Here is a 25,348-nt window from a genome sequence, read left to right as displayed (position 1 = left end):
GCTATTATCCTGAGACGTTTGGGATAGTATGGATTGAAGGAATGAACAAGGTCACAAGTTTGACATATGTTTAAGTACGATTTTATATCCTATGACAATCAACTAAAAAGGAAGCCCATATGGCCGTGAAGAATAGCTCTAATTTTGTGATCGCCATAAAGTTGGAAAATCGTCCACAAGCCGTTCGGCTTAATCCTGGCGGTATTTGGCGTGGTTCTCAAGACGGATTGATCGCGCCGATGGATCATCCAGGCAAGGTATTCAAAAGCGTCGACAACGTTGACTTGGAAATCCTACCAGGCGGAGAGATTAGAACGACTGGCAGCGGAGATATCATAGATAAAATTGCAGGGGATATTGGTCAGGTTGCTCTGGGTGGGTGGAAAGATATAAGTGTAATGCCCGCGGATTGGGGTCGACTTGTTCGTTTTGGGGAGCTGATTCAGAGAGGTTATCGGGCTGGTGATTTTGTGCCATTAACTCAGCCGAAGCCAAAGACGTCATCGAGTGGACCAGTGGCTCACAACCATGAACGTGAGCAAGAAAGTATTAGTATAAGAGCCGAACTCGCTGAAATTCGGGCGAAGCCAATTGAAGAGCGGACACGGCGAGAAATTGACATGGATCAATACTACATTGATCTTGATAACGAAACTGGTCGGACCGTCTAATAAAGATCTAATAACAGCTCTCGCAGTTAGATTGATAATATATATTATGTTAAATTAATTATCGTATTCTTACCGCGTTAAACATATGCGCCGCCTTGGCTGCCATCGTCGCTTGCAGGCGTTTCTGAAACAGCGTCAAGATTGAACACATTTTCAATACCGTAGACAACAGCGACACCAATTGCGAAAATCAAAACCCAGACGATCGCCATTTTGACAGTTTGCTTTAGCGGCAGTCTATAACTGATAAGCGCACTGCCGACCAATACCAGCAACATAACCGAATATATTATATGAAAGCCTTCATAATCCGTCATACCAATTCTCGCTCAAGTCCATCATAGCCAACAGAAACCCTGTGGCTCATTCTGCGATCAATAAGACTATTTGAAAGCGTATCAAAGTCCATGGAGTTATCCATATGGATCAATATTGTTTCTTTGGCATTGCTGTGCCGCGCCAACTCCAGAGCCATATCCAAATTTGCATGAGTCGGATGTGATTCCATGCGCAAACAATCAACAAACAGCAGATCACAATCACGATATTGCTCCACCATATCGTCTTTTATCATTGAAAAGTCAGTGGCATAGCAAACCTTACTGATATCATTTTTAATGACAACACCGGTTGATCTGGTGCCGCCATGTGGCTGATCTGCAAAATCGAGAATACATCCGCTGCTTAGTGGGACCGCATCATCCCATGGCTGAATATCAACAATAGAAGGATAGCCCCCGGTTCCTTCAAATACATAATCAAAACGGCGCTCTAACCGTTCAAATGTATAATCGCGGGCATAGCCAGTGATCGGCTCACGATTGAGGAAAAAGAAACCGCGCAAATCATCAATGCCATGGCAATGATCAGCATGGTCATGCGTCCACACAACATGGGTCACGCAGTCTATATCATTATCAAGGCATTGTTGGCGCAAATCTGGTGATGTATCGATCAAAACGCCAGTAACAGGATCGATCTGAATATGCAGTGACACGCGTGATCGCCTGTTTTTTGGGTTGTCAGGATTGCATTTACCCCAAACATTGCCGACGCGCGGCACTCCGGCAGAGGTACCCGAACCTAACAGTGTCACCTTCATGGCGCAGCCTTGGTGAACAAATTATAGAAGTTTTGGCTAGTCAGCGCACCCAGTTCTTCAATGCTTACGCCGCGCAAATCAGCCAAAAACTGTGCAGTGTCGCGGACAAATGCCGGCTGACCACGTTTGCCGCGATGAGGTACTGGCGCCAGAAAAGGCGAGTCGGTTTCAACCAATAATAGATGGTCAGGAATTTGCGCTGCGACCGATTGCAAGTCTTTGGCATTTTTGAATGTAACAATGCCGGAAATCGACATGGGGATATTCCATTCCACCATGCGTTCTGCAAAATCGGCACTGGCTGTAAAGCAATGGATTAGGACAGGAAACAGTCCCCTCTCCCGCTCTTCCTCAAATATCGCAAGACAATCATCTTCAGCATCGCGCATATGCACGATCATGGGTAAACCTGTTGCCCGCGCTGCCCGTATATGCTCGCGAAAACAGCTTTTCTGCTGATCGCGGTCACTATGATCATAATAATAATCAAGCCCGGTTTCGCCAATGCCAATAACACGCTCATGCCCGGCCGCTGCAATGAGCAATTCCGATGTCATGCCATGATGGTCATCGGCTTCATGTGGGTGAATGCCGACACTGGCCCACACGTCAGGTTCTCTTAGTGCTGTAGCGATAACATCATCCCATTCGCTCTGCCGTGTCGAGATATTGAGCATGGCGCTTACGCCATTATCTCTCGCACTGGCAAGGATTTCAGGCTGATCTTCAGCCATGCCCTTATAGTTGAGATGGCAATGGGAATCGACCAACATCAGCTATTATCCTTAGCCTGAACGACCTCTTGTCGCGGGAATATGGCAACTGGCTTAGCCACCAGATAATCGCTCTGCGCAATATTGGCATACCAGTTTTCATCGTCAAAAGCCGCAAAGTTGCGCTGATCTGTTGCGACGCCCAACTGCTCCAATAAATGCGTCGCTGAAGCAGGAACAACGGGTGAAATAGCCAATGCAAGATATCTCAAGCACCGATAGACGGTGACAAGGACGACATGCATCCGCTCAGGATCCGTCTTTTTCAATGCCCAGGGCGCTTGCTCATCAACATATTGGTTGCAGGCATTAACGGCGCGAAGCCAGGCTTCTATGCCTTGTGAAAAGCGCATGGCAGCAAATTCCTGTGGCAATTCTGATGCGCATGCAGATGCTATTTTGCTTTCCAACGCAATATCTGCCTCCGCCTGCTGCAATGGCCATAATAATTTGCCATCGCAATTTTTGAACAACATGGACAATGTGCGCTGCGCCAAATTGCCAAAGCTGTTGGCAAGGTCAGCATTCACTATGTTAACAATGGTTTCAGCAGAAAAGCTCCCATCATTTCCGAAGATAACTTCCCGCATCAGAAAATAGCGCAAACTATCGACACCATAATCCTCTGCCAATTGCAGCGGTGCCACGACATTGCCTGCCGATTTGGACATTTTCTCGCCCTTGTTCAGCAAGAAGCCATGGGCGAAAACCTGTTTCGGCAGAGCGATATCCGCGCTCATAAGAAATGCTGGCCAATAGACCGCATGAAAGCGGGTAATATCTTTGCCAATCAAATGCACATTGGCCGGCCAGTAATTGGCCATATCATCCGATGGATCGGGATAGCCAAGGCCTGTCAAATAGTTGGTGAGTGCGTCGACCCAAACATACATAACATGCTCAGGACTGCCGGGAACTTTGACGCCCCAATCAAAGCTGGTGCGCGAAACACTCAGGTCTCTTAACCCGCCTTCAACGAATTTCATAACCTCATTACGGCGGGATTCTGGAGCAATAAAGCTGGGATTCTGGGTGTAGAGAGCTATTAGCCGGTCCTGATATTTCGATAATCGGAAGAACCAGCTTTCCTCCGCCGTCCATTCAACAGCGGTGCCTTGTGGTGATAGTTTGACGGACTGGCCTTCGCTACCAACCCCTTCAATCAACTCATCTTCATTGTAAAAAGCCTCGTCGCGGACTGAATACCATCCTTCATAGCGATCAAGATACATATCGCCTTTATCGACCATGGCCTGCCATATCGCTTGCGATGCGCGGTGATGGTCTTCTTCACTCGTCCTGATAAAGCGATCATAGGAGATATTAAGGCTATCGCACATTGCGATAAATTGCGCGCTCATCTCATTAGCGAGCTGTGCAGGCGTAACGCCTAACTCTTCGGCCTTTTGTGCCATTTTTAAGCCATGCTCATCAGTGCCTGTTTGGAAACGTACATTGCGCCCGGAAAGGCGCTGAAAGCGGGCAATGACATCGGCGGCTATGGCTTCATAAGCATGACCGATATGCGGCGGACCATTAGGGTAGCTAATTGCAGTGGTGATATAAAAATTTTCGGTCATCAAACAGATACTCAAACAGAGTTTATGGCCAACAGGGCTTAATTATGCTCCGTCCTAATCCGCGCAGGCTCTGCCAGCAACCCGGCAATATGGAAAATCAGCGCCTGATTATCATAATTGTAGAATTTTGCCGTATCAATCAGCTTGCGTAAGGAAGACCAGCTGTCCAGAGCGGCCTGTCTGGCAGGACCATGTGATGATTTAGCATGCTCTGCCAGTAATGGCGGTAATGTCTGCATGAATGCAATAACAGGCTCTAACCCGCCTAATTTGGTTGCTGCAACAGCCAATGCCGTGCGCTGGCTGTGACTACTGTCCCCTTCCTCTATAATCCGGTTGGCAATAACCAACATTTCGGCCTGTTTGCTATCTTGCATAGCGATGATGTCACCAGGAATGCCATTGTTATGCTGTAAGATAGCGTCACGCGCATCATCACTAACTTTTGCAGCACTAGAATTGAGAAATTCTACCATATGTTCAATGGATAAAGGCTCAAACCTCAGTAACTGGCAGCGTGAGCGAATGGTAGGCAATAATTTTCCGGGATTATGGGAAATGAGCAGAAAATGAATGTTTTCAGACGGCTCTTCTAGCGATTTCAGCAAGGCATTAGCCGCACCGCGTTCCATATCATCGGCAGCATCAATAATGATGACACGATTGCTTCCCAAGGTGGGCCGTGTGGAAAATCGACGCTGTAATAAACGTATCTGATCTACCTTGATATTGCGGCCTCGTTCGAAGGCGTTGCCCTTTTCAGCTTTTTTCCGCTCTGTATCATTTTTCGGCCCGCGTTTTATGACGTGCAAGTCTGGATGGTGATCATTGGTGATCAGCTTTTTTACTCTTGGAACAGCTAAGTCTGATAGTGTTTTTGCATCGGCATTTTGCGCTATTTGCGTGTTATCATCTTGTGACAATATCGCCGCGGCGGCATGCTGAGCGAAAAGGAATTTGCCTAGCCCCTTGCGCCCTGCCAATATTATACCATGGTGCAACCGCCTCTCTCTCATAGAGGAAATCAGCCATTTCTGCTGATCAATATGTCCAAATATAGGTGTCATGACGTCATGACACCAATGGAGTTAAATGGGCGGTAATGCGGGCGTGAACAGCATCTATCGCACCATCACCGTCTATGATGCGGAAGCGCTCCGGCTCTTGACGGGCATAGTCCAGAAAACCTTTGCGCACCTTGTCATGGAAACCATTTTCACGGTCTTGAATACGGTCGCCTTTGTCGCCATCGCGCTTATGCAAGCGATCTTTGCTTACTGCAGGGTCTATGGTCATCAAAAATGTAAGATCGGGCAATAGACCCTCACTGCCAAATTCATGCAGTGCCATTATATCTTTGTCATCCAACCCGCTTGCCGCGCTTTGATAGGCTCTGCTGCTATCAATATAGCGGTCGGTCAGCACCCACTGCCCTTGCGCAAGAGCAGGTTTGATAAGGCGATCAACATGGTCAGCGCGGGCAGCAGCAAAGAGAAGCGCTTCACTTCTCTTATTCCATCTGTCTGCATCCCCATTGAGCAGCAATGTGCGGATAGCCTCTGCACCATCTGTACCGCCTGGTTCACGGGTTACGATGACTTCTTGGTTCTGTTCCGTCAGCCAGTTGGCAAGCCGTATTATCTGGGTCGATTTACCCGTCCCCTCACCACCTTCAAAGCTGATGAAATAGCCCCTCATCAGGCAAATATGGACTTTAAGCCATTCCAGATGCGCCCGAAAAAACCTGCTTCGGCGATATCTTCTCCAGCAACAAGGGGTAAGGACTGTGGCTCATCATCATCGGGTGAAGTGACAATGAGCTGAGCCACAATATCACCAGCCTTGATTGGCGCTTTGATCGGCCCGTCATACACGATTTTCATAGTGTAATTGGCGGCTGCACGCCGCGGCAAAGCTATGGCCAGGTCGCGCGGAGCAACCAAAGATACTTCCGTCGCAGAACCCAGTTGCACATTTGCACTGCCAACAACTGCCCCGGTTTTGAAAAGATCTTCCGCCTTCCAAGCGCGAAAACCCCAGGTCAAAAATTGCACAGATTCCTGAATGCGGCCATTATAGCTGTCCAGTCCGGCTACAACCATTACGATACGTCGTCCGTCACGCTCTGCCGTTCCTGCGAAACCATAGCCGGCTTCTTCAGTATGGCCGGTTTTTAGCCCATCAGCACCACGCACACGGCCCAGAATAGGGTTCCGATTGTCTTGTTTGATGCCATTCCAGGTGAATTCTTCTTGTCCGTAAAACTCTGTATAAAGATCTGGAAAATCGCTAACCGTGCTTGCGCCCAATTTGGTAAGATCGCGCGCAGTCACATAAGTGCGGCCTTCATCTGGCCAGCCATTGCTGTTACCAAAACGGCTGTTCTTCATGCCAAGAGACTGAGCCGCATCATTCATCATCTCAACAAATGATTCCTCACTACCTGCAATGCCTTCTGCCAATACCACACAGGCGTCATTACCTGATAAAGTAACGATGCCATGCAACAAATCAGCGACACTTACGCTCTGACCTTCTCTAAGAAACATGGTGGAACCTTGATTATTCCACTTTTTAAATGCGCCGCTGCTGACGATAAATTCGTCTTCAAGCGCAATCTCTTTCTTTTTTAACAGGTCAAAGGCAACATATACCGTCATCATCTTTGCCATTGATGCTGGTGGGATGCGTTTATCTGCATCTTTTTCAAAAAGCGTCGCGCCTGAGGACAAATCCGTCATATAAGCAATAGGAGCTTTGCTGCGATAAACAGGTTTTGCCGCATATGTTGCTATAGGCGTTGTTGCCACTGCAATAGAGGTTATTGCAATAATCGATTGTTTAAACATAAAAATTATAGCTTCTTTAATCTGATTTAACGTGATGCACGCAATATTCGTGCATTGGGATAGCCATTCTGCCGGACCTTTTGCAAATCGCTCTCTGCTGCACTGGCATTGGCATATGGACCATAGCGAACACGCCATATGCTGTTATCGTCACTAGGAAAAACCCTTGCACCAATTTCTTTGGCCAGTGCATCTGCTCGGCTGCGTGATGAAAATGCGGCGACTTGGACAACAAAAACAGTATTGGCAATGTCTACGCGGTTATTTCCCGTGCTATTGCCTGGGCGCTGTACAATTGGGCGCTGCGTCACTGTACCATCCGAATTCTCTACCACAAATCGATCAGAAGGGGTCTGCGCAGACGGTGCGCGAGGCGTTGGTGCTTGTGCCGGAGCACGTGTTACGCGGCGCTCTGGAACAGCCGGCTTTGGCAGGGCGGCCAGTCTTTGTCGCAATACAGTTAACAGGCCTTCGCTAGTATCTGGGCGCAAATTGGCAGGGCGCCCTGCCCTTAATCGCGCGCGCTCATCTTGTGCAGGGAATACCCGGCGTACGCGCACTCCGGCAACGCCTTGGTCTACTATACCCAACTGCTCTGCAGCGCCGCGCGACAAATCTATCAACCGATCATTCGCAAACGGGCCACGATCATTCACGCGAACAAGGATGGTGCGTCCTGTGTCCAATGCTGTTACCTCTACATAGCTTGGTAAAGGCAAAGTCTTATGTGCAGCGGAGACCCGAGAAGGCGTAAAAATCTCACCATTAGCCGTTGGCTGCCCTGCAAGCTCTTCACCATACCAGCTGGCATATCCGGTTTCATCATAATCGGTCACGTCTTCCGGTGTGTAGCTTTTGCCGCCCACATTATAAGTCTCACCAATTTTGACAAAGTCGTCAGACACAGCCGCCGTAGCCGATGGCGCTGAACCAATCCGGCCTTGTGATGACCCTGATGACCCTGTCGCGCAGCCAGCAAGAGCAAGGCTGGCACTCCCCAATAATGCGCATTTAAGAAGCAATTTCATCTGACAATAACCCCACCGATAATGCATAAAAGTTCGAACAATTATAATCCAGAATAGCGCGGTAATTACCGGTGAGCAAATATGCGGTTTTGCCCTCAAAATCTGGTTCAAGTAATGTCGCCAATTCGTCATCTGCCAATGTTCTTGCAGAAACGGGCACTACGCCCAGTGCGCGCCATTCAGCGACAGTAAGCCATTTGCTATGCCGTGCAAAGACGCGGGGGCATCTTTGCGGCACCGCACTAGACCGGACTGATGAACGATCAAATGTGGATGGAACAGCAACTGCCATGCCCCAACGCTGACCACGCTTCCAACCCGCATTTTTCAGATAATTGGCAATAGAAGCCATAGCATCGGCTTCACTGTTCCAAATATCTTTCTGTCCATCGCCATCGGCATCTACAGCCAGACGAAGATAGACAGATGGCAGGAATTGCGGCTTGCCCATGGCGCCGGCAAAGCTGCCTTTCAGTGAATTACGCGGTGTACCACGATCAATCATGCGCAATGCGGCAAAAAACTCTTTTTCAAATAAAGCGCGGCGCCGCCCCTCATAAGCCAAGGAGGCCAGCGCTCCGAGCGTATCAAAATCGCCGGTATAAGAACCAAAATTCGATTCCTTGCCATAAATCGCGAGGATGATGGAGGACGGCACGCCAATGTCACGCTCTATCTTACTAAGCTGTGATTGCAGCCGTTGATAGACTTCACGCCCGGGCCGCGCCTTGCCGATAATGGCGCGTTGCTCATCTGATCCGGTAAATGGTGGAATACGCCGATTGGGGTCTGTGCTGCCGCCTCTGGCTCTGCGTTCGATGCGCAAAGCTGTTGTATTAAGCGATACGCTGGGCCGAACTTGCTCAATTGTGCTTTTGGTTATCCCCTGATCTTTGGCCTTTTCCAACAATGTCGCAAAATAGGTTGCAAAGCTCTGATCGTCTTGGGCAGAGGCTGCCGAACCAGATATGAGGATCATGCACATTGCGCTAAGGGCGCAAAAGCGTGGTAATGTCTTTATAAAGTTCATGATATCATACTGCCAGTTTCATTCTGAATGGGCCATTGCGCGTTAGCCTTTTATGCGCTCTCGGCTATCGAGATAACAAGCTATTGGCCAGAATATTCGACAGTTTTGATAATTTTTACATTATTGTGAGATAGCTTTTGCATGGCCGGAAAAAATTGGCTAAAGGCAACGCCCAGCGGACAGGTGGCAGAGTGGTCGAATGCAGCGGTCTTGAAAACCGCCGAGGGTGCAAGCTCTCCGTGGGTTCGAATCCCACCCTGTCCGCCACTACACCCAGCACCATTCTTGCTTATGATGCACGGCGCTGAAGCGCGCTGTTCAGGCGGGTTATCTGCTTCCAAACCGTCGCGCCAGCACACCGTCGGGGCTGTCTCAATCGATATCATGCGCGTTTCGCGCAGCCAGTCTCTGCGTCAATATATATCAGATGAGTTTGCCTGTTCTCAGGTAATTAACAGGGAGAGCTTAGCTGTTACCATCCGAGTATTTGTCGTTGCTGGTTCCATCATATCGGAATGGACATTCTCATGAGCTTTTCAAGATTGAGCATGGGCAGTTGTTTGCCAGCAAGAATATAGCGCTGATTTTCAGGCGCGATAATCCGGTGCCCGCCTTTAATGGGCAGTGCTACTTTTACTGCAATAGATGTGCTTTTGCTTGTTGCGCGGACTATGGCCTCACTCGGGCCAAGGCGGGTCGGTAAGCTCTTGCGGTGATTTCCAGTTAGCTTGATCTGCAATCCTTGATCAGTAAGCCTGACGCGTCTGACCATAGAGAGGTCCGTATCATCGCTGCCGAGCCAGTGTTTTACATAATCGTTGACCAATTTCTCCATTGCAGGCGCAGGAACGCGCTGCACGATATCCTCATCGGTGCGCCTCTCACCCTTTTGTAATGAGGCAGAGACATAATAGCGGTAAATCTTACCGCCGCGTCCACGCGAGAAGGTCGGGCTCATTGCCTCGCCATGGGCATCGAACAGCTTGCCGGTAAGTGCTGCCTTGACTGTGCGGCGCTGCTCTGCCTTACCGCGCCGCCGCGCATGACCATCAAGCTGGACCTGCACCTTGGCAAAAAGGTCTTCATCGACAATGGCATCATGCTCGCCTTCGTGGATATCTTCCTTGTGAACTATCTTGCCCAGATAGGTCTGGTTGCGCAGCAGATAGAATAATGCGCCCCTACTAATCTCGCTGCCGCCTAATGTTTTACCACTCTTGGTAACATGGCGCTTGGATATAATGCCCTGCTCTGCCATTTCGCGCTGCAGAGTATGGACCGAGCCCAGTTCCAGATAACACTTGAATATGTGTCTTACTGTTTGTGCTTCCTCTTCATTGACCAATAGCTTGTTAGTCATTTGTAAGGGGCGATCATAACCAAGCGGAAGAGATCCTCCCATCCACATGCCCTTGGCCTTGGATGCGGCTATCTTGTCACGAATGCGCTCGCCGGTGACCTCACACTCAAACTGTACAAAGGACAATAGTACGTTGAGCATCAAGCGGCCCATACTGTCGGTCGTGTTGAACGACTGGGTTACCGACACAAAGCTAGCCTCTGCCTTTTCGAATATCTCGACGATACGCGAGAAGTCTGATAGCGAGCGGGTGAGCCGGTCGATCTTATAGACGATAACCACATCAATGAGCCCCACTTCAACATCTTCAAGCAGTTTTTGCAGTCCTGGCCGCTCCATCGTTCCGCCTGATAGCCGCCATCGTCATATCTGGCTGGCAATATCGTCCAGCCCTCATGCGCTTGACTTTTGATATAAGCCTCCCCTGCCTCGCGCTGGGCATCAAGACTGTTAAACGACTGGTCGAGGCCTTCTTCTGAGCTTTTGCGCGTATAGATAGCGCAGCGTTTGGCCGCACGCTTCATGCTACGTCTCTTAAACCAAAGAAGCGCGGACCGTTCCAGCGTGATCCTGTAATGGCATTTGCAGCAGAAAGGCTTAGGAATAGCTTGCCGTTCCACCTGAACCCCTGTTCTTCAACAACCACCTCAACTGGCCTGCCCTTCCATTTGCGGGTCAGTGTTGCGCCGATGCCAAGCTGCTTGCCCTCTGCTTGCGGCGTGCCTGTTCGGGCTAAGGTGCGCAAATCCTCTGGATCAAGTGCACCAAAGGCTTCAGCTTGCACACGCCATGCGAGCATCATGCGCATGATCGGAACCGAGCGCAGTGGTAGAGGATGGCCGTATCGCAGCTGCCATAGACTTCGAAGCTGCGTCAGCGGCATATTATCAATAGCGGCAACCTGCTGCTCTATATTGCCGCTCATATTGCGCGGCCTGCATAATAGCGGCGCACTCCGTCAATCTTCTTGCTGGTGATAACAACCCCGCGCTTCTTCAAAGCGCCCGCCATCGCGCCGCGAACCGAGTGCTGTTGCCAGCCGGTTGCTGCCGCCATCTGCGCAACAGTTGCGCCGCCCTTAGCGCCCAGCAAGGCCTGAAGCTCATCAAGTTTAGAGGGCTTTGATACTATAAATGATATGGTCATCTTACATCCTTCGGTATATGCGAGCACCAAAATAGCGCCGCTACCGACAGGAGCCCGTATCCCGGGCCCAACAACACCATGCTCTGTTCACAAGCACAGTCCAGTTCTATTTTTTAACCGCATAGGTTGCAGCTGGACCGCGATTTCTGATCTGCTATAACAATGGACGCTTACAAGCGAACGTTAGCCGAGTTGCAGCTGGACCGCGATTTCTGATCCGCTATAACGCTATCGAGAAAAGCAAGCCGAAGTTTCTGTTGCAGCTGGACCGCGATTTCTGATCCGCTATAACCACACAGCTAGTCGGTCCGATTGGCCTAGGGTTGCAGCTGGACCGCGATTTCTGATCCGCTATAACGGAGATAATAACTTTATTGTTTGGATTGTTGTTGCAGCTGGACCGCGATTTCTGATCCGCTATAACTCTGGCTATCGGTATAGAGCAAGGCAGAGGTTGCAGCTGGACCGCGATTTCTGATCCGCTATAACCAGCGTGACCGGCGGCACGACCAGCGCAGGGTTGCAGCTGGACCGCGATTTCTGATCCGCTATAACCTGATAATAGTGTCAAAGCGCTTGGCCTCTGTTGCAGCTGGACCGCGATTTCTGATCCGCTATAACTTTATTCGTTGACTCCATCGCTATAAAACTGTTGCAGCTGGACCGCGATTTCTGATCCGCTATAACGTGGGTTGGTAGCGCAACTGCAGTTATTGAGTTGCAGCTGGACCGCGATTTCTGATCCGCTATAACGTTCCCTACCCCGTTCCATTGAGCAACTACGTTGCAGCTGGACCGCGATTTCTGATCCGCTATAACCTTTTCCACTTTGTCTGTTACTTGATATAGGTTGCAGCTGGACCGCGATTTCTGATCCGCTATAACACGATAGGCAGATCATAGCTGATCGCGTAAGTTGCAGCTGGACCGCGATTTCTGATCCGCTATAACAGATCATTGCAATGAGCAAACCGACGCGGCGTTGCAGCTGGACCGCGATTTCTGATCCGCTATAACATCAGTAACAATTAAATCAATACATTCATCGTTGCAGCTGGACCGCGATTTCTGATCCGCTATAACACGAGTCAATGATTGGTCAGTGAAAGGCTTGTTGCAGCTGGACCGCGATTTCTGATCCGCTATAACGGAAACAGCGCGTTATAACACTCTCATCCAGTTGCAGCTGGACCGCGATTTCTGATCCGCTATAACTGAACTGTTCTATGACGCAACGCTTCCGGAGTTGCAGCTGGACCGCGATTTCTGATCCGCTATAACAAGTTACACCCAAATCCATGAAGAAGTTGGGTTGCAGCTGGACCGCGATTTCTGATCCGCTATAACAACGTCCAAGATGGAAAAAAGGCCAATTCCGTTGCAGCTGGACCGCGATTTCTGATCCGCTATAACAGGCAAGAAAGCCGACGCATCAGCCTCTGAGTTGCAGCTGGACCGCGATTTCTGATCCGCTATAACCATAGATTGGTGGAGCTACAGCTAAATGCAGTTGCAGCTGGACCGCGATTTCTGATCCGCTATAACATCGCGTGGCGGTTGCATCCTGTCCATCATGTTGCAGCTGGACCGCGATTTCTGATCCGCTATAACTTTAATTTAGGTTATCCCTAGCGAATTACTGTTGCAGCTGGACCGCGATTTCTGATCCGCTATAACGCCTCTGTGGTGAGATGTAGGATAAGCAAAGTTGCAGCTGGACCGCGATTTCTGATCCGCTATAACAGATGGGCAGATAAATTATTGAAACAATGTGATTTATCTGCCCACCGGTTCGCAGAAAACAGTCTTACCGTCCTAAAATAACGCCAATTGGCCGGGATTCTTTCGCCGCCTTTTGCGTGATTGACCAGAGAATCGGATAATATTTTCATATTGGCGATCGGTAAAACCCAAAATATGTATATCCCCCTTGTCAGGCAGGTTAGACTCGATCCGGCGCGTGAAAGTTTCATATTGTTCCTTGCCAGTACAGAATCGTGCATAAATAGAAAACTGGCTCATTTCAAAGCCTTCGTCCAGCAGAAATTCGCGGAATTTTGTCGCTGCACGCGCTTGCTCTCTGGTGCCGACAGGAAGATCAAACATGACAAGAATCCACATCAGTCGATAGCCGCTATAGTGAGCCTGTTTGTCATGCTTCATCTTGCCTCGCCTTGAGGAATATGCCGGGCAATAGCAGACCAAGATAAGGGATCAGGCGTGCTGAACAACGCCAATTTCAGTTGGCCATGCTCAAAACTGGCGGCCAGTGTCTGGGCCAGATGCTGCGCACATATCGACATTGGCGAGGTTGCACCTTCAAGGTTAAGGTCGGCGGAGATAAGTGCGGCAAGGCGTGCCTTTGCCATTTTGTTGACTTCGCTAACGCCCTCTTGGACCATCTGGTGAACCGCTGCATCAACAAGCGGGCGAAACGGTTCAACCAGATCATCGGCCAGTGCAAACGCATTAAGTCTGTTGGCATGATGCAAACCGATTGTGGGGTGAAGCCCTGCCGCGATAATTGATCGCGCCACCATTGCCCGCATGACGGTATATCCGTAATTGAGCATGGCATTAGTGCCGGTCACAGTCCTGTCACGCCGAAAGTCGCTACCAAATAAAGCAGGCCAGTAACGCCGAGCAGCCTGCGCCTCTATATTTTCAGGATCGCCGGAGCGGATACGCTTGGCCATGCGGGAAACCCCTTCGCCTTCTTCTTTGCCTATGGCAGTGAGCAGACTTCCCTGCATATGGACCTTGGCGCTAACAATATCTTTCCATGCGCGTTTCATCATAGGGCGCGGCGCATCCCATTGGGCACGAAAACGTGCATTTTGGCTATGATGCCCCTCAACCGGGACCATCATCGCAACCGGTGCGTGATTGGCGGCGCATAGCACCATCATTGCACCACGCTGCGCCAATTGCACAATCAGATTGGTGGTCCAACTTACACCATGTGCATGAACGATAACGGCGGCAATATCGTCTAGGGCGATGCGGCCAATTTCTTCGTGATCCAGTTTTATCGCCATAAATCCGCGGATCACGCACAAATGGAGTTTGTCCGTCTCTATATCGACAATGCGGTCCATAGCTTCGCCTTAATACCTTTCTTAATAAAGATAGCATTAAGGCAATAATTGATAGTTAACGTAAACTAATCACGAGGTCCGGGATCAAATATTCGACCCAATTCGTCTAACCTAATTTGGCGCGCTTTGACTTTTTGCAGACCACTTGCTGATGAATAAAAATATTTGAATGGGTCAATATCTTTAGGCTCAGCATCACGTGCTTTAAGCGCCCCTGCTTCGTTATCGGCAGCAAACGTTATCTGCCCGCTTCCAGAAAACTTCACCACTCGCATTATTTCGCGTGTGCCCCCATTGCGTTCCACCGCTATAAGATCGTTTTGCCGCAGGCTGAGCACACGCCTTGCCGCGGGATGGGGTTTGGGTTCATCACGATCACGTTGGTGCATATCAAACATGGAAATTACGCCGCTATGCTCCATACCCTCACGGTCTTTCCACTTGCTAACCCATTTGCCGTTCGGCAACCGCCACACATCAAAACGGGCATTTGCGTCCCCTTTATACCCCTTATAGGCGTTGCCCTGTTTATCCCGCACTGGAATGATATTGAGTGGTTCGCACAAGCGCACGCGGCGGATACCTTTATAGGGCGTGTGGGCTTGGCTAAACATCACCAGCGCCTTTTCAAAATCTTTGCCACTTAGGCCCTGTGTAGCCCTATAAAGCCTGTCCTGTAGATCATGATCGGTCATGCGTTCCGGGTTGGTAAGGTCGCCGGGTTTCAGGCTAAGCAATGGCTTGCGTGTAACCACTATTGGGGCGCCTGTCTTATTGGTGCGCCCAGTAAACCCATAAGCGGTATCATTATGCAGTTGTCCGCTGGTAACATCGCGGTCTTTGCGCGGGCGGCCCTTGCGGCCATGGTCGGCCTTATGGCTAACGGTGGTGGCCACTAAGGCGCCGCGCAGATCGTCGCGGAAACTCTCCCATGGCATCGGTAGCTTATCAAATAATTTATCCAGATTTTGCTCCTCCGCACGGCCCGCTGCTTTGGCAATTTTGGCAATCATCGCTGGATTGGTGGCCCCTACAACAGCCGCATCAATGGCGTGATGGCGATGGTCAAGCCGGTTTTTTGCGGCGTTGCTATGCTGGTTTTCAACATAATTATGATCGGGCAGCAGTTCATTCAGACCCCATAGCCGCCGCAGCATTGCCGTCATCTGGCCTGTTACTGCATAGACATGGCGCTCCCCTTTTTCAGGGTAAAGACTATGTAAATATTTTGCGGCCATACGTGAGAGATATTGGGTGTCTGTTAATTGCCGAGCGATAAAGCCGCCATCTTTTTCCACCCGTTCCATGGCATCAGGCCCAAAGCGCCATTGTTTTGATTTATGCAGCCGCGCAACCTGGTCCTGAATGATGCCCCAGCGATCAGTACCACCCCAACGTCCCCATGGGGTTTTATTTCCTTTTTGCCGGTTACAATGGCTGTGGGCCATAACCTTATTGCCCGCCCCATCATCAAGGCAGAGCGAATAGGGGATGATATGGTCAATATCTGCAGAACCATTCATTAGCATTTCGGCGCTGATCTGTTCACCGCAATAAGGGCAGCGCCGATCAAGCGCATTGGCGGGGTTTAGATCTTCCCATAAGCGCATTAACATGCGGTTTGCGCCATTGTCACGCTGGCCCATGCCTTGCAGAAATTGACCGCGGCGAACGGCATCTGCGGTGGTCTGTTTGATCCGCTTATTATGTAGCGCCTTTTGTTTATCGTTAAGCTTTAATTCGCGGGCCAGCTCAACATAAATATTATCAGGCAGTCCATGCACCTTGATGATGCCATTGATCAGCTTGCGCAGCTGGTTCATGCCAATGTGCACAGTGGGGTTAGTGATCTTGCCAAAGCGCCGCTCATCATTATCGGCATAGTCCTCTTTGCCCGGCGCAATATCGCGGGCCAGTATCTCACCATAATATGGCAACTGGTCATATATTTCCCCACTGCGATGATCGCTATGGTGAAAGCCTGCTCGCTTTGCCGCCTCGGCATAGGTAACCACATCATCTTGCAATTCGGCGAGCAGTGCACGCGTCGCCATTTCACCAAAACGGCCATAGCCTTCCGGCAGACGTGCATTGGCAATCGCCAAGGCGGTTTCATTGTCAAGATTATAACGCGTCGTAAGCCAGACGAGCAGCGCCTCTGTATTTTCCTCATTCAACAGTCGATCAATAATCGTCCATTGCTCATCCAAATCGAAATGCAGCCAGCGCGTACCAAATAATTTCTTTTGCTGCATTTCGGCGCGGACTTCATCGCCTATTAGGTCTTTGCGGTTTTCGCTCTCTTTATTGAACCGCTCTCCATCATCTAATGTGATCGCTTTCGCTAAGGACTTAAAGGTGACCTTTTTCTTATCCTGTAATTTTAGGATCAGTATATCCCGTTCATCCTTGGTAAGTAATCGGTCGCTCGCACCCGCTTTTACGATACGTAACTGGTTTACCTCTTCATATAATCGCCGTTGCTGGAAAAGTGGATGTGCCTTGGTAATGCGCGGCGCATCCTCTGGCACACCATTCCATCCTGCAAAGGTGCAATGGCCAACAGTCTGCGCCTTTAAGGGGCGTTGAAAGAAAATGATGCGGTGAACAGCATCACGTGCTTCATCCGTTAGCAATGCAGCATGGTGCGCCGTTTGCGCTGCCCAAATGGCGGCAAATTCTTCCTCATAATGTTTGCGATCAGGGTAGAAATCATAACCATCCGCATCAGGCCGCATTCGCACGCGCTTGACTTCACGCTGCAACAGAAACTCCCCCAATGTGCGCGCACCGGACTCTTCCATAGCAAGGTCCAATGCTTTGGTACCGCTGGCAATTTTGCCATCTTCACCCGCGCCTGATGTTCGGTCGGCTTTGCGGTTTGACTTAAATCCGCGGCGCTGATTCAAATGAAACAGCGCCCGGCCAAGTTCATATGGGGTGACAGGATGGTCCAGCGCTTTTACGCGCAGCACATAAGGATCTTCATCTTCCAGTCTTTTGGCGGCACCCTTATCAGCAGGCATCAGCCCGCATTTCACCAGCTCTTTAAGCAGAGCCTTTCTGCGGCCCAGATACCGGTCCCGCCGCCGCCGCGTCGCCCGCGCATCACGCCGATCCACTGCCAAAGAAGCGCCTGATTTCGGGTCGCGCCCATCAGAGAATATCCGCACGCCAATATCGCGGATACTATCGCCATCGTAAAGCGCCCATCCAATGGAGTTCGTGCCAATGTCGAGACCAAGTGATGTTGTCATATAAATACTCCCTCTATTTCATATTAAATACCTTTGTTGAACTTGACTAGGATTTTATTTGAGTTATAAGAACACTTCAGAAATCGCAGGTCTGGTTGTTAACAAGCAATCTGAATTGCACCAAATAAGGCAGGGGCTACGGCCCCTGTTTTTCATTTGATCTAAACATCCATCACATTTCTCTTTGTCTATTGCACCCGCGCCCACTTTCTCCACAAGTGCTTGCTTTGCCAAGGCTGCATTTTCTTATTATGTTGGTATTGTCCTTTATGTGAGTGTCGAACTAAGCACGTCAGTTCACGCTTCCAAACGTCCGCTTTCTGTGATCTATAGGTAGGTCACAAGTTTCCGCTCTTACCCTCGCAATGCGCTTACTCACTCGAAGAAGCAGATAAACCAGATTGCGGCTATCCATCATGTTTGCATGGACTGTCGGCACATGGAAGATGTGACCGGTTCTACCGACGAGGTCTATTCTGAGTCGCTTAATATATGCGTGTGGAACGAGAGCAATGCAGGCATGGGGCCGCTATACCGCTTAAAGCACGAGATGGTGTTTGTGTATAAGGTTGGTGATGCGCCGCATATCAACAATGTCGAACTTGGCAAGCATGGCCGTTACAGAACCAATATATGGGACTATCCATCGGTGGTGACCATAAGGGAAGATGGGCGCACACGCAGGGTTACAGCGGCTGAAGCCTTTATTTTGCAGCTGACACAAAAAGGCTCGGCCGATTGGTCGAGGTGCGTAAATCAGGCACAGTCAATGAAGGTGTTACCACGCAAATTGGTTATGATGCTGCGGGCAACCGTACAGATTATGATGTTACCGGTTCCAATGGATCGGGCTCAGATGGCGGCGTAACTGGCGGTGTTGGCAGTGCTCCCCCTGCCCCGGATGCTGAGACCCCGCCTTCCTTTAGTGTTAGCAATATTGGATTGGTTGAAGGTGAAGCTGCGGTCTTTACGATAGTGAAGACCGGCGATGTTAGCGGAACATATAGCGTTAACTGGTATACAAGCGATGGTTCAACCGAGGGTGCTGCTGATTATGGCGTGGCCGATGGAACGGCTGTATTTGCGCCTGATGTAAACGAAATACAAATCAGTATAGCCACCATTGATGATAGCGAAGCAGAGGGCCAAGAGACATTTTATATCAACCTGAACGGTACATCAGGCGGCGCGGGAATTACAGATATGCAAGCTACGGCCAATATCAGTGATAATGATAGTGGCAATACACCGCCGGTTGCCAGTGATGATCTGCTTATTGCTCCGCGTTGCACTGTGAGAGAAATCAATCTTGTAGCCAATGATACAGATCAGGATGGCAATACCCCGCTTAGTGTCGTGCAAGGTTCACTCTCTGGTGATGGCGCGGCTTTTACAGACCACCACCCGGACCCAAGCAAAACTGCGACGCGCGTTCAGATAACCGCGCCCAATGTTGCATCAAGAACAAATTATACTGTTACTTATCAAGTGCAGGATACGCTGGGTGCAACAGATACAGGCACGCTAACCATCAATGTGCGCGCCTTTGGTGATACCTGCTGATCTAAATCAAACACACTACGCCGTGCTGCGCAACGCAACCAACCTTCCAGGCTGAAACATATTTGAGGGACAATCATGATGAACCATATAGGGCGTAAAGTTATTGTTGCGATTTTCTCTATCTTGGGAATTTTTTTAATTCCCTACAATGCTCATGCCCAAGATGAGCGGCAATCATTCCCCAATATTGATACCATGTCGCCACTTGGTGTCGATTTGCAGACCGGTAGGTTTGTAAAAGAAGGTGCAGAGTTTTCAATTGGACCTCTAGTGGTTGACCATTATGTCAAGTATACTTCGCCAGGAGGTGGGCAACGACCTTTGATGGTTTTCGCGACGTCCCTTCATGGACGGAGTTGGAATTTTCAATCGGGCACCATTGGGCAAGGATTTAGTAATAGGCAAATAATACAGATTGGCCGACAGCAGGTGATATTTAACATTCCATCATCCGGAGATTTTTTCCCTTTGGATTCATCCACTACAGGGTGGAAGATGGTCGCTTCTGGCAATCAACACTTACTTACTTACAAAAATGGTACTCTATACCGTTTCGATCAACACCCTGCACTTAATCCTCGTGATAGAGTGCTAGTCAGCACAGAAACACCAGACGGTCATGTTGTTACCAATCATTATGATTCGTCAGGACGGCTTAAGCAGGTAAAAAGCAACCGTGGTTATGCAGTCGTGTTGGATTACTCGAATGATAATGTAGTGGTATGCGGTTACAACCTAGCGGTACATAATATAAATATAACTTCCAATTGCGCTGGATCAAAATTGACGGCTATTTACGGCTTTAATGCCGGTAGACTTACATCAATTACGAACGCAAAAGGTGATGTTGTTTGTTCCCCGTCAGCATCTATGTCACCAAATTTACGTTGTGAATTAAGGAGTGTTTTGGTTTCATCTTAGTGACGAAGGAACGAAGCATGAAACCAAAACACTCAAGCGCTAAAATGTCGGCAGAGCGGGTGGTCAAGGGCATACGCGTGCGACCCGTCGGCATTTCTCTGCCGAAGACAAGATACGCATCGTGATCGACGGTCTGCGCGGCGATGACAGTATTGCCGAGCTGTGCCGCAGGGAGGGCATAGCGCAGAGCCTGTATTACACCTGGTCGAAGGAGTTTATGGAAGCGGGCAATCGCCGACTTGCTGGCGACACGGCGCGTGCTGCCACATCGGATGAGGTAAAAGACCTGCGCCGTGAAGCTGGCGCGTTGAAGGAATGCGTTGCTGATTTGACATTGGAAAACCGTCTGCTCAAAAAAAGCATGATCGCGGATGGGGACGACGACGCATGAGATATCCGGCATCAGAGAAGCTCGAGATCATCGGGATCGTCGAGCAATCGCATCTGTCAGCGCGCAAGACGCTGGATAAGTTGGGCATAGCGCGCCGAACCTCTTACCGCTGGTATGATCGGTATCTGGAAGGCGGGCCTGAAGCACTGGCTTACCGGCCATCGGCTCCAAGCCGGGTGTGGAACCGTATCCCAAAGAAGATACACGACCAGATCATCGATCTGGCGCTGGAACGCTCGGAACACAGCCCACGCGAACTGGCGGTGACGTTCACCGGCCAGCAGTGTTACTTCGTGTTAGAAGCCACGGTTTACAGACTTCTGAAGGCCCATGACCTGATCACCAGCCCCGCCTATGTAGTGATCAAGGCTGCTGATCGCCTCCACACACCGACCCTGCGCCCCAACGAGATGTGGCAGACGGACTTTACCTACTTCAAGATTATTGGCTGGGGCTGGATGTATTTATCCACCGTGCTCAACGATTGCTCGCGCTACATCATTGCGTGGAAGCTGTGCAGCACCATGCGGGCAGAGGATGTCACCGAGACGCTGGATTTCGCATTGGAAGCATCGGGATGCGTGTCAGCGCATGTGAAGCACAAGCCGCGCCTGCTATCAGATAATGGCCCTAGCTATATTGCAGGCGAGTTGGCGGAATATATCGAAGCACAGTAGGTGAGCCATGTGCGCGGCGCACCCTTCCATCCGCAGACACAGGGCAAGATCGAACGCTGGCACCAGACCTTGAAGAACCGCATCCTGCTGGAAAACTACTTCCTGCTAGGGGATATGGAAGCCCAGATCGAAACGTTCGTGGAGCAATATAACCATCGGCGTTATCACGAAAGCCTCAGCAACGTTACGCCTGCCGATGCCTACTTCGGCAGAGCAATCGCCATCATCAATCAACGAGAAAGGATCAAAAAGCAAACCATCGAACATCGGCGCTTGCAACACCGCAAGCTTGCCGCTTAGTATCAATCAACCAGATGGAACCAATGCTTCGTTAATTTACGTAGTCTTTAGTGCCAAATGTTCTTACGACGGACAGGGTCAAGCCGCGCTGCTTGCGGGAGCAGCGAATGGTGTTGCCAAGTTGCTTTGGTGAGCGTACATTATCGCTCAATATCCTTATTCTTAGCCTATCCCAAAACCAGCCCCTTGGACTCTCGCCGCACGTCACTGAACGCGTAGTTAAGGGCTAGTCAGTCTGTCCGCGCAGATAATGATACACATTGCCTGCATAGCCGGGCAGCGCGCCGCAACCCACTTCCTGCACCAGAACTTCTGCATCAAGTACAGCGTTACGCTCAGCAGCGTTTCTCCAGCTATACCGGGCAGTACCTCGGTTTCGGTTGCCCGAAAATTCGACAGCATTACCTTCTGCGAAACTGGGCGGAGCGACTTCTGCAAGCGCTGGACACATAAAGCGCATGGCGCGCAAATGGGTTTTGAGAAAATTGCGTTGCTCCAGCACACCGCGGATGCCGAAGAACGATCCTTGCCGCCCCAAAGCATTTGCCTCTTCCCAATTGCCGGCCTGCAGGGCGAAAATCAGTTGCGGCCGGGTGGTGTCGCTACTGATTACCGATTCCCTGCTAACCCAGGTGCCTTTCTTGGCATTGACCCGGGGGGTATGGATAAGACCAGTTGCCAAGATAATGCCGAGCAGAAACGATGTGTAAGATTTGTTGATGTGCATAATAGCCCTCATGTAATGGTGATGGATTGGATTTTATTGTTCGAAACGCGCAACTGGATCGTGCCGCTTCGACGGCCCGAATAGCGCGCCGTGATCTGACCGCAGCCCGATACAGTGGGCGCAGCGATTGAGCCGGAGCCGCCAAAGCTTGAGAATTGGGCAATAATTTTGTCACGGCCCCGTATTGAGCGCCCCCCACCGGTCAATTCTGCATTGGCGGCGAGAAAGCGCGTGCCGCGTAATTGACGTTTTTGCAGTGCGTTTAAGAATTGTCGCACCATCGGCAGGCTGCGCTGGGCCCGGGTCTTGGCAAGGGTGCAGCGATCGGCTGCTGCGGACCGCTGCGGCGTCTGAACAGGTTGTGAGCGAGGCGGTGATCTCACGGCCAGTCTTCGCGCGGACAATTCGCGGAACACGGGATGCCGGCGCAGCCTCGCTTCAGCCGCGGAGCCAAGGGTAGGCAGCAGCATCCGCGAGAGACTGTCCACCGCGGCAACAGATTGTGATCGCTGGGCCAGCTGTAAAGACTGCGCTATGTCCAGATACTCTATCGCCGCTTCAGTTGCGCATTGACGGTACAGCTCCACCATTTGCGTCACTCGTGGGTCACCTGCCTGGCTCCCAATTGTGTCCAGCACAGCCAGCTGTTTGGCGATGTCTGTTAGCGGATGAGGGCGCCCTGCAACAATGGTATCAGGCAATATGCGATAGTCATACCAGCGCGCCAAAACCCAAAACCCCAATGCCACTGTCAACCTGTTTTGCGCAGCTGAAATTTGGCCTTGAGTAAGGGAAATTTGCTTGCGCGAGTCTATGCCTGATCGTTGTTGACGCTCAATTAGCTGCTGGACAGACCGGCGCGCCGTCCCAATTTTTGCGCCGAGTTCACTTATGAGTTTGCCATTACCTGCTATCAGCCGGTTGCGGGTGTTGGTATCATCGAGCGCGCTAATTGTAGGCGCCTCGCCAATTGCGGGGCAGGCATTAGCCCGCACCGTATTCAGCACCATTTCTGGTGATTGTGCAGACGCGGGCACAGCAAAAAACAGCACAGCCAGCCCCGCGACACCGGACAATAGAGAAAAGCGTCTATTCATCGTCAGTCACGCCGCCGCAATACGGCCGGCCTGGAAATAAAGGCGGCGGCGGTAACCTCACCCAGTTCAGCACCTGTGCCATCAATCCCGGCAATTACGAACCGGTTGCCACGGGTCATAATGACATTACAAACGGGCGCACTCAGGCTGCGGCTCTGCTCGGCTAAAGAACCGGCGAGCTCCCCGCGGCCGGCCTGCGAAAGATTGCCGCCGCGCACTTCGATAGAGGCCTTGGCCGGATCTGAGCAGAAAGCGTCTCCGCCGCGCACTGTACTGCGCGAGCTGGTCAAGGCCTGCGCGCTGCCGTTGACGTCATAGCGGGTTGTGATGATCCCGCCGCTTGCGCCGAAATTCTGGAATGACAATTCATATGTGCAGGTGCCATTTTGGGGATCCACACACAACCTCTCGCCGCGCTGCGCCCGCCGAGAGAGTTCTGCAGCCGGCATAAGCGTGTTGCGCTGGCGCAGATTGCCGAGCTTATTGGCGAGCCCAATGCCGGCCCCGCGCCGGGCGTATTCCTTGCCCGGCGGGACAACAAAAAAGGTCCATTGCCCCGCTTTTTCCGCCACTGCCGAATACACAACATCCTCTCCAACATAGCCTTGAATGCGGACCCGCTCCATCCTTGGGCACTCCTGACGCATCAATTGGGTTAGCCCGATGACCAGCGGGCGCACATCGGGGTTTTGCGAGGTGAAAAACCGGCGCTCAGGACCGATAATTTTGAAATCGACTTTTTTGGAGCATTTGCCGACCAGATAACCCTTAAGGACGCCTTTGCTGTAATAGGGTCTGCCCTGCGCAAAGGCGCTTTGCGGAACCAAAGCAAGTAATGCTGCCAATGCAACAGAGGTGGCCATGTGCGGGAATGTGATCATCGGGAATAATCCTTTCGGATGGGTTGTAAGAGAATGATTGCGTTAGATCAGGGCGCGGGCATATTGTGCAGCGGCGCCGTAATCCTCCCCCATCAGCTTGTTCAAGGTGCTGGCGGCTTTGCGGATGACGGTGTTTTTGCTTTTTAGAGCGGGTTGCAATGCGGTCTTTATCAATGCTTTGTGTTGGCGCGCATCATGCCCGGCCAGACCAGAGGCAATGGCCAGGCCCAGCCCATCATCAAAATCATTAGCGGCAACAACATAACGCGCAGAATCCAGCCCTTTGGACTTGCTGGCCCCTATAATCGCACCGCCAAATCCTCCCGCGCGGCGCAACACTTCAAAATGCCAAAGCGCATCCAATGTGCGCACCCATGAAAGATTGGCGTTGCTCTCCATCAGGGTATCGATCTCACTCCTCATGGCGCCAGGATAGCCACGGCGAATAGACTGACGTGACGATATGCGGCGTGCCACAGCACCTGTGGCGATGATGCGCATGATCCGTGTATCCAGCTTGGCCCCTTTTTTCGTGCGGGCCTGTTCGCGCTCTGCAATCATTAGTCGCTTGTCTGGCTTTGCTGCGAGCAGTTCCAGCAGGAAGGCACGGGCCTGTCGTTCTGCGCTTTGGTAATCAGCTCTATCAGCATTGGCCGCCGCCACCGTCTGGCGGGGCGCGGCCCATGTCAGCGGCGTTACCGTAAGCGCCGCGATTACTGCATAAGTTAAGACTTTTTGGACCAAAACTTCCTCCTGTGATGACCGCAATCGGGAATGATGACGCCGGTCTGGCTCAACCACCTTATGCCCAACGCAAGGCCGGATAGGCAATGGAAGCAGCCCGCCGCGTCAGGGTCTGTCAGGAAAGTGTGCTGGCGTCTGACGGCGCAATTCTTT

Annotated in this window: 23 protein-coding genes, 1 tRNA gene, 1 pseudogene and 1 CRISPR repeat array; of the genes and pseudogenes, 6 read left to right on the top strand and 19 right to left on the bottom strand. The window is 50.9% G+C overall.

The genetic code is table 11. The annotated features are described in order from the left end of the window. The first annotated feature begins 119 nt into the window (after nt 1-119). On the top strand, nt 120-671 hold the full coding sequence (locus tag ACR9YC_RS07190; RefSeq protein WP_438725776.1) for a hypothetical protein: 552 nt from the start codon (nt 120-122) through the stop codon (nt 669-671). A 77-nt stretch (nt 672-748) separates the two neighbouring features. Here ACR9YC_RS07190 and ACR9YC_RS07185 read toward each other — a convergent pair whose 3' ends face one another. The 9 genes from ACR9YC_RS07185 to ACR9YC_RS07145 are packed head-to-tail and all read right to left on the bottom strand — an operon-like array spanning nt 749 to nt 8,982. Further along, nucleotides 749-988, bottom strand: a complete 240-nt coding sequence (locus tag ACR9YC_RS07185) for a hypothetical protein (RefSeq protein ID WP_438725774.1) — start codon at nt 986-988, stop codon at nt 749-751. Further along, complete coding sequence (locus ACR9YC_RS07180; protein WP_438725772.1) at nt 985-1,773, bottom strand: MBL fold metallo-hydrolase; 789 nt, start codon at nt 1,771-1,773, stop codon at nt 985-987. Before ACR9YC_RS07180 ends, ACR9YC_RS07185 begins: the two co-directional genes overlap by 4 nt. Further along, nucleotides 1,770-2,546, bottom strand: coding sequence for a TatD family hydrolase (locus ACR9YC_RS07175; RefSeq protein WP_438725770.1), 777 nt, complete (start codon nt 2,544-2,546; stop codon nt 1,770-1,772). Before ACR9YC_RS07175 ends, ACR9YC_RS07180 begins: the two co-directional genes overlap by 4 nt. After that, a complete protein-coding gene (metG, locus tag ACR9YC_RS07170; protein ID WP_438725768.1) occupies nt 2,546-4,126 on the bottom strand; it encodes a methionine--tRNA ligase in 1,581 nt (526 codons plus the stop codon). Before metG ends, ACR9YC_RS07175 begins: the two co-directional genes overlap by 1 nt. Before the next feature lie 38 nt (nt 4,127-4,164). Next, nucleotides 4,165-5,193 (bottom strand): hypothetical protein, encoded by a 1,029-nt coding sequence (locus tag ACR9YC_RS07165; RefSeq protein ID WP_438725766.1) that lies wholly within the window; start codon nt 5,191-5,193, stop codon nt 4,165-4,167. A gap of 4 nt (nt 5,194-5,197) precedes the next feature. After that, the gene (gene tmk, locus ACR9YC_RS07160) at nt 5,198-5,824 is read right to left on the bottom strand and encodes a dTMP kinase (RefSeq protein ID WP_438725764.1); all 627 of its coding nucleotides are present in this window, start codon (nt 5,822-5,824) and stop codon (nt 5,198-5,200) included. Next, entirely contained in the window at nt 5,824-6,975 is a 1,152-nt protein-coding gene (locus tag ACR9YC_RS07155; protein WP_438725762.1) for a D-alanyl-D-alanine carboxypeptidase family protein, read from the bottom strand. The genes tmk and ACR9YC_RS07155 overlap by 1 nt, the downstream gene beginning before the upstream one ends. Before the next feature lie 26 nt (nt 6,976-7,001). Then, nucleotides 7,002-8,003 (bottom strand): septal ring lytic transglycosylase RlpA family protein, encoded by a 1,002-nt coding sequence (locus ACR9YC_RS07150; RefSeq protein WP_438725760.1) that lies wholly within the window; start codon nt 8,001-8,003, stop codon nt 7,002-7,004. Continuing rightward, the gene (locus ACR9YC_RS07145) at nt 7,987-8,982 is read right to left on the bottom strand and encodes a lytic murein transglycosylase (RefSeq protein WP_438725758.1); all 996 of its coding nucleotides are present in this window, start codon (nt 8,980-8,982) and stop codon (nt 7,987-7,989) included. Before ACR9YC_RS07145 ends, ACR9YC_RS07150 begins: the two co-directional genes overlap by 17 nt. Before the next feature lie 228 nt (nt 8,983-9,210). Here ACR9YC_RS07145 and ACR9YC_RS07140 point away from each other — a divergent pair. Then, a tRNA-Ser gene (locus ACR9YC_RS07140) sits at nt 9,211-9,300 on the top strand. A gap of 238 nt (nt 9,301-9,538) precedes the next feature. Here ACR9YC_RS07140 and ACR9YC_RS07135 read toward each other — a convergent pair. From ACR9YC_RS07135 to cas9, 6 genes are all read right to left on the bottom strand, one after another. After that, the gene (locus ACR9YC_RS07135) at nt 9,539-10,732 is read right to left on the bottom strand and encodes a recombinase family protein (protein ID WP_438725756.1); all 1,194 of its coding nucleotides are present in this window, start codon (nt 10,730-10,732) and stop codon (nt 9,539-9,541) included. Between the two features lie 181 nt (nt 10,733-10,913). Then, the gene (locus tag ACR9YC_RS07130) at nt 10,914-11,318 is read right to left on the bottom strand and encodes a DUF2924 domain-containing protein (RefSeq protein WP_438725754.1); all 405 of its coding nucleotides are present in this window, start codon (nt 11,316-11,318) and stop codon (nt 10,914-10,916) included. Beyond that, the gene (locus ACR9YC_RS07125) at nt 11,315-11,539 is read right to left on the bottom strand and encodes a DUF3489 domain-containing protein (RefSeq protein WP_438725752.1); all 225 of its coding nucleotides are present in this window, start codon (nt 11,537-11,539) and stop codon (nt 11,315-11,317) included. The genes ACR9YC_RS07130 and ACR9YC_RS07125 overlap by 4 nt, the downstream gene beginning before the upstream one ends. A gap of 125 nt (nt 11,540-11,664) precedes the next feature. Next, nucleotides 11,665-13,282: direct repeats of the CRISPR family, unit length 36 nt; unit sequence GTTGCAGCTGGACCGCGATTTCTGATCCGCTATAAC. Between the two features lie 72 nt (nt 13,283-13,354). Further along, complete coding sequence (gene cas2, locus ACR9YC_RS07120; RefSeq protein ID WP_438725750.1) at nt 13,355-13,702, bottom strand: CRISPR-associated endonuclease Cas2; 348 nt, start codon at nt 13,700-13,702, stop codon at nt 13,355-13,357. After that, nucleotides 13,699-14,637 (bottom strand): type II CRISPR-associated endonuclease Cas1, encoded by a 939-nt coding sequence (gene cas1, locus ACR9YC_RS07115; RefSeq protein ID WP_438725748.1) that lies wholly within the window; start codon nt 14,635-14,637, stop codon nt 13,699-13,701. The genes cas2 and cas1 overlap by 4 nt, the downstream gene beginning before the upstream one ends. A 65-nt stretch (nt 14,638-14,702) precedes the next feature. After that, on the bottom strand, nt 14,703-17,894 hold the full coding sequence (cas9, locus tag ACR9YC_RS07110; RefSeq protein ID WP_438725746.1) for a type II CRISPR RNA-guided endonuclease Cas9: 3,192 nt from the start codon (nt 17,892-17,894) through the stop codon (nt 14,703-14,705). A gap of 439 nt (nt 17,895-18,333) precedes the next feature. Between cas9 and ACR9YC_RS07105 the strand changes: the two genes are divergently transcribed. From ACR9YC_RS07105 to ACR9YC_RS07090, 4 genes and pseudogenes are all read left to right on the top strand, one after another. Continuing rightward, nucleotides 18,334-18,762, top strand: coding sequence for a hypothetical protein (locus tag ACR9YC_RS07105; RefSeq protein ID WP_438725745.1), 429 nt, complete (start codon nt 18,334-18,336; stop codon nt 18,760-18,762). Between the two features lie 107 nt (nt 18,763-18,869). Next, the gene (locus ACR9YC_RS07100; protein ID WP_438731683.1) at nt 18,870-19,457 is read left to right on the top strand and encodes a Calx-beta domain-containing protein; all 588 of its coding nucleotides are present in this window, start codon (nt 18,870-18,872) and stop codon (nt 19,455-19,457) included. Nucleotides 19,458-19,532: 75 nt separating this feature from the next. Continuing rightward, nucleotides 19,533-20,378, top strand: a complete 846-nt coding sequence (locus tag ACR9YC_RS07095; RefSeq protein ID WP_438725743.1) for a hypothetical protein — start codon at nt 19,533-19,535, stop codon at nt 20,376-20,378. A 17-nt stretch (nt 20,379-20,395) separates the two neighbouring features. After that, nucleotides 20,396-21,746: pseudogene (locus ACR9YC_RS07090) on the top strand (IS3 family transposase). 226 nt (nt 21,747-21,972) lie between these two features. Here ACR9YC_RS07090 and ACR9YC_RS07085 read toward each other — a convergent pair. From ACR9YC_RS07085 to ACR9YC_RS07070, 4 genes are read right to left on the bottom strand one after another with little or no spacing between them, the layout of a single operon-like run. Then, complete coding sequence (locus ACR9YC_RS07085; RefSeq protein WP_438725741.1) at nt 21,973-22,473, bottom strand: hypothetical protein; 501 nt, start codon at nt 22,471-22,473, stop codon at nt 21,973-21,975. Between the two features lie 8 nt (nt 22,474-22,481). Further along, nucleotides 22,482-23,570 (bottom strand): hypothetical protein, encoded by a 1,089-nt coding sequence (locus tag ACR9YC_RS07080; protein WP_438725739.1) that lies wholly within the window; start codon nt 23,568-23,570, stop codon nt 22,482-22,484. A 2-nt stretch (nt 23,571-23,572) separates the two neighbouring features. Beyond that, nucleotides 23,573-24,451, bottom strand: coding sequence for a hypothetical protein (locus ACR9YC_RS07075; RefSeq protein ID WP_438725737.1), 879 nt, complete (start codon nt 24,449-24,451; stop codon nt 23,573-23,575). 42 nt (nt 24,452-24,493) lie between these two features. Next, nucleotides 24,494-25,195, bottom strand: a complete 702-nt coding sequence (locus tag ACR9YC_RS07070; RefSeq protein ID WP_438725735.1) for a hypothetical protein — start codon at nt 25,193-25,195, stop codon at nt 24,494-24,496. Nucleotides 25,196-25,348 lie beyond the last annotated feature (153 nt).

Source organism: Parasphingorhabdus sp. DH2-15, assembly GCF_051668705.1.
In the GTDB taxonomy this organism is placed as follows: Bacteria; Pseudomonadota; Alphaproteobacteria; order Sphingomonadales; family Sphingomonadaceae; genus Alterisphingorhabdus.
The sequence above is the reverse complement of the archived record's forward strand: the minus strand, read 5'-3'. Positions and strand labels throughout refer to the sequence as shown.

Bases quoted from the DNA above. Each gene is read 5' to 3' on its own strand.
- ACR9YC_RS07190 (WP_438725776.1), top strand. From the start codon at position 120: ATGGCCGTGAAGAATAGCTCTAATTTTGTGATCGCCATAAAGTTGGAA.
- ACR9YC_RS07185 (WP_438725774.1), bottom strand. From the start codon at position 988: ATGACGGATTATGAAGGCTTTCATATAATATATTCGGTTATGTTGCTG.
- ACR9YC_RS07180 (WP_438725772.1), bottom strand. From the start codon at position 1,773: ATGAAGGTGACACTGTTAGGTTCGGGTACCTCTGCCGGAGTGCCGCGC.
- ACR9YC_RS07175 (WP_438725770.1), bottom strand. From the start codon at position 2,546: ATGTTGGTCGATTCCCATTGCCATCTCAACTATAAGGGCATGGCTGAA.
- metG (WP_438725768.1), bottom strand. From the start codon at position 4,126: ATGACCGAAAATTTTTATATCACCACTGCAATTAGCTACCCTAATGGT.
- ACR9YC_RS07165 (WP_438725766.1), bottom strand. From the start codon at position 5,193: ATGACACCTATATTTGGACATATTGATCAGCAGAAATGGCTGATTTCC.
- tmk (WP_438725764.1), bottom strand. From the start codon at position 5,824: ATGAGGGGCTATTTCATCAGCTTTGAAGGTGGTGAGGGGACGGGTAAA.
- ACR9YC_RS07155 (WP_438725762.1), bottom strand. From the start codon at position 6,975: ATGTTTAAACAATCGATTATTGCAATAACCTCTATTGCAGTGGCAACA.
- ACR9YC_RS07150 (WP_438725760.1), bottom strand. From the start codon at position 8,003: ATGAAATTGCTTCTTAAATGCGCATTATTGGGGAGTGCCAGCCTTGCT.
- ACR9YC_RS07145 (WP_438725758.1), bottom strand. From the start codon at position 8,982: ATGATCCTCATATCTGGTTCGGCAGCCTCTGCCCAAGACGATCAGAGC.
- ACR9YC_RS07135 (WP_438725756.1), bottom strand. From the start codon at position 10,732: ATGGAGCGGCCAGGACTGCAAAAACTGCTTGAAGATGTTGAAGTGGGG.
- ACR9YC_RS07130 (WP_438725754.1), bottom strand. From the start codon at position 11,318: ATGAGCGGCAATATAGAGCAGCAGGTTGCCGCTATTGATAATATGCCG.
- ACR9YC_RS07125 (WP_438725752.1), bottom strand. From the start codon at position 11,539: ATGACCATATCATTTATAGTATCAAAGCCCTCTAAACTTGATGAGCTT.
- cas2 (WP_438725750.1), bottom strand. From the start codon at position 13,702: ATGAAGCATGACAAACAGGCTCACTATAGCGGCTATCGACTGATGTGG.
- cas1 (WP_438725748.1), bottom strand. From the start codon at position 14,637: ATGGACCGCATTGTCGATATAGAGACGGACAAACTCCATTTGTGCGTG.
- cas9 (WP_438725746.1), bottom strand. From the start codon at position 17,894: ATGACAACATCACTTGGTCTCGACATTGGCACGAACTCCATTGGATGG.
- ACR9YC_RS07105 (WP_438725745.1), top strand. From the start codon at position 18,334: ATGGAAGATGTGACCGGTTCTACCGACGAGGTCTATTCTGAGTCGCTT.
- ACR9YC_RS07095 (WP_438725743.1), top strand. From the start codon at position 19,533: ATGATGAACCATATAGGGCGTAAAGTTATTGTTGCGATTTTCTCTATC.
- ACR9YC_RS07085 (WP_438725741.1), bottom strand. From the start codon at position 22,473: ATGCACATCAACAAATCTTACACATCGTTTCTGCTCGGCATTATCTTG.
- ACR9YC_RS07080 (WP_438725739.1), bottom strand. From the start codon at position 23,570: ATGAATAGACGCTTTTCTCTATTGTCCGGTGTCGCGGGGCTGGCTGTG.
- ACR9YC_RS07075 (WP_438725737.1), bottom strand. From the start codon at position 24,451: ATGATCACATTCCCGCACATGGCCACCTCTGTTGCATTGGCAGCATTA.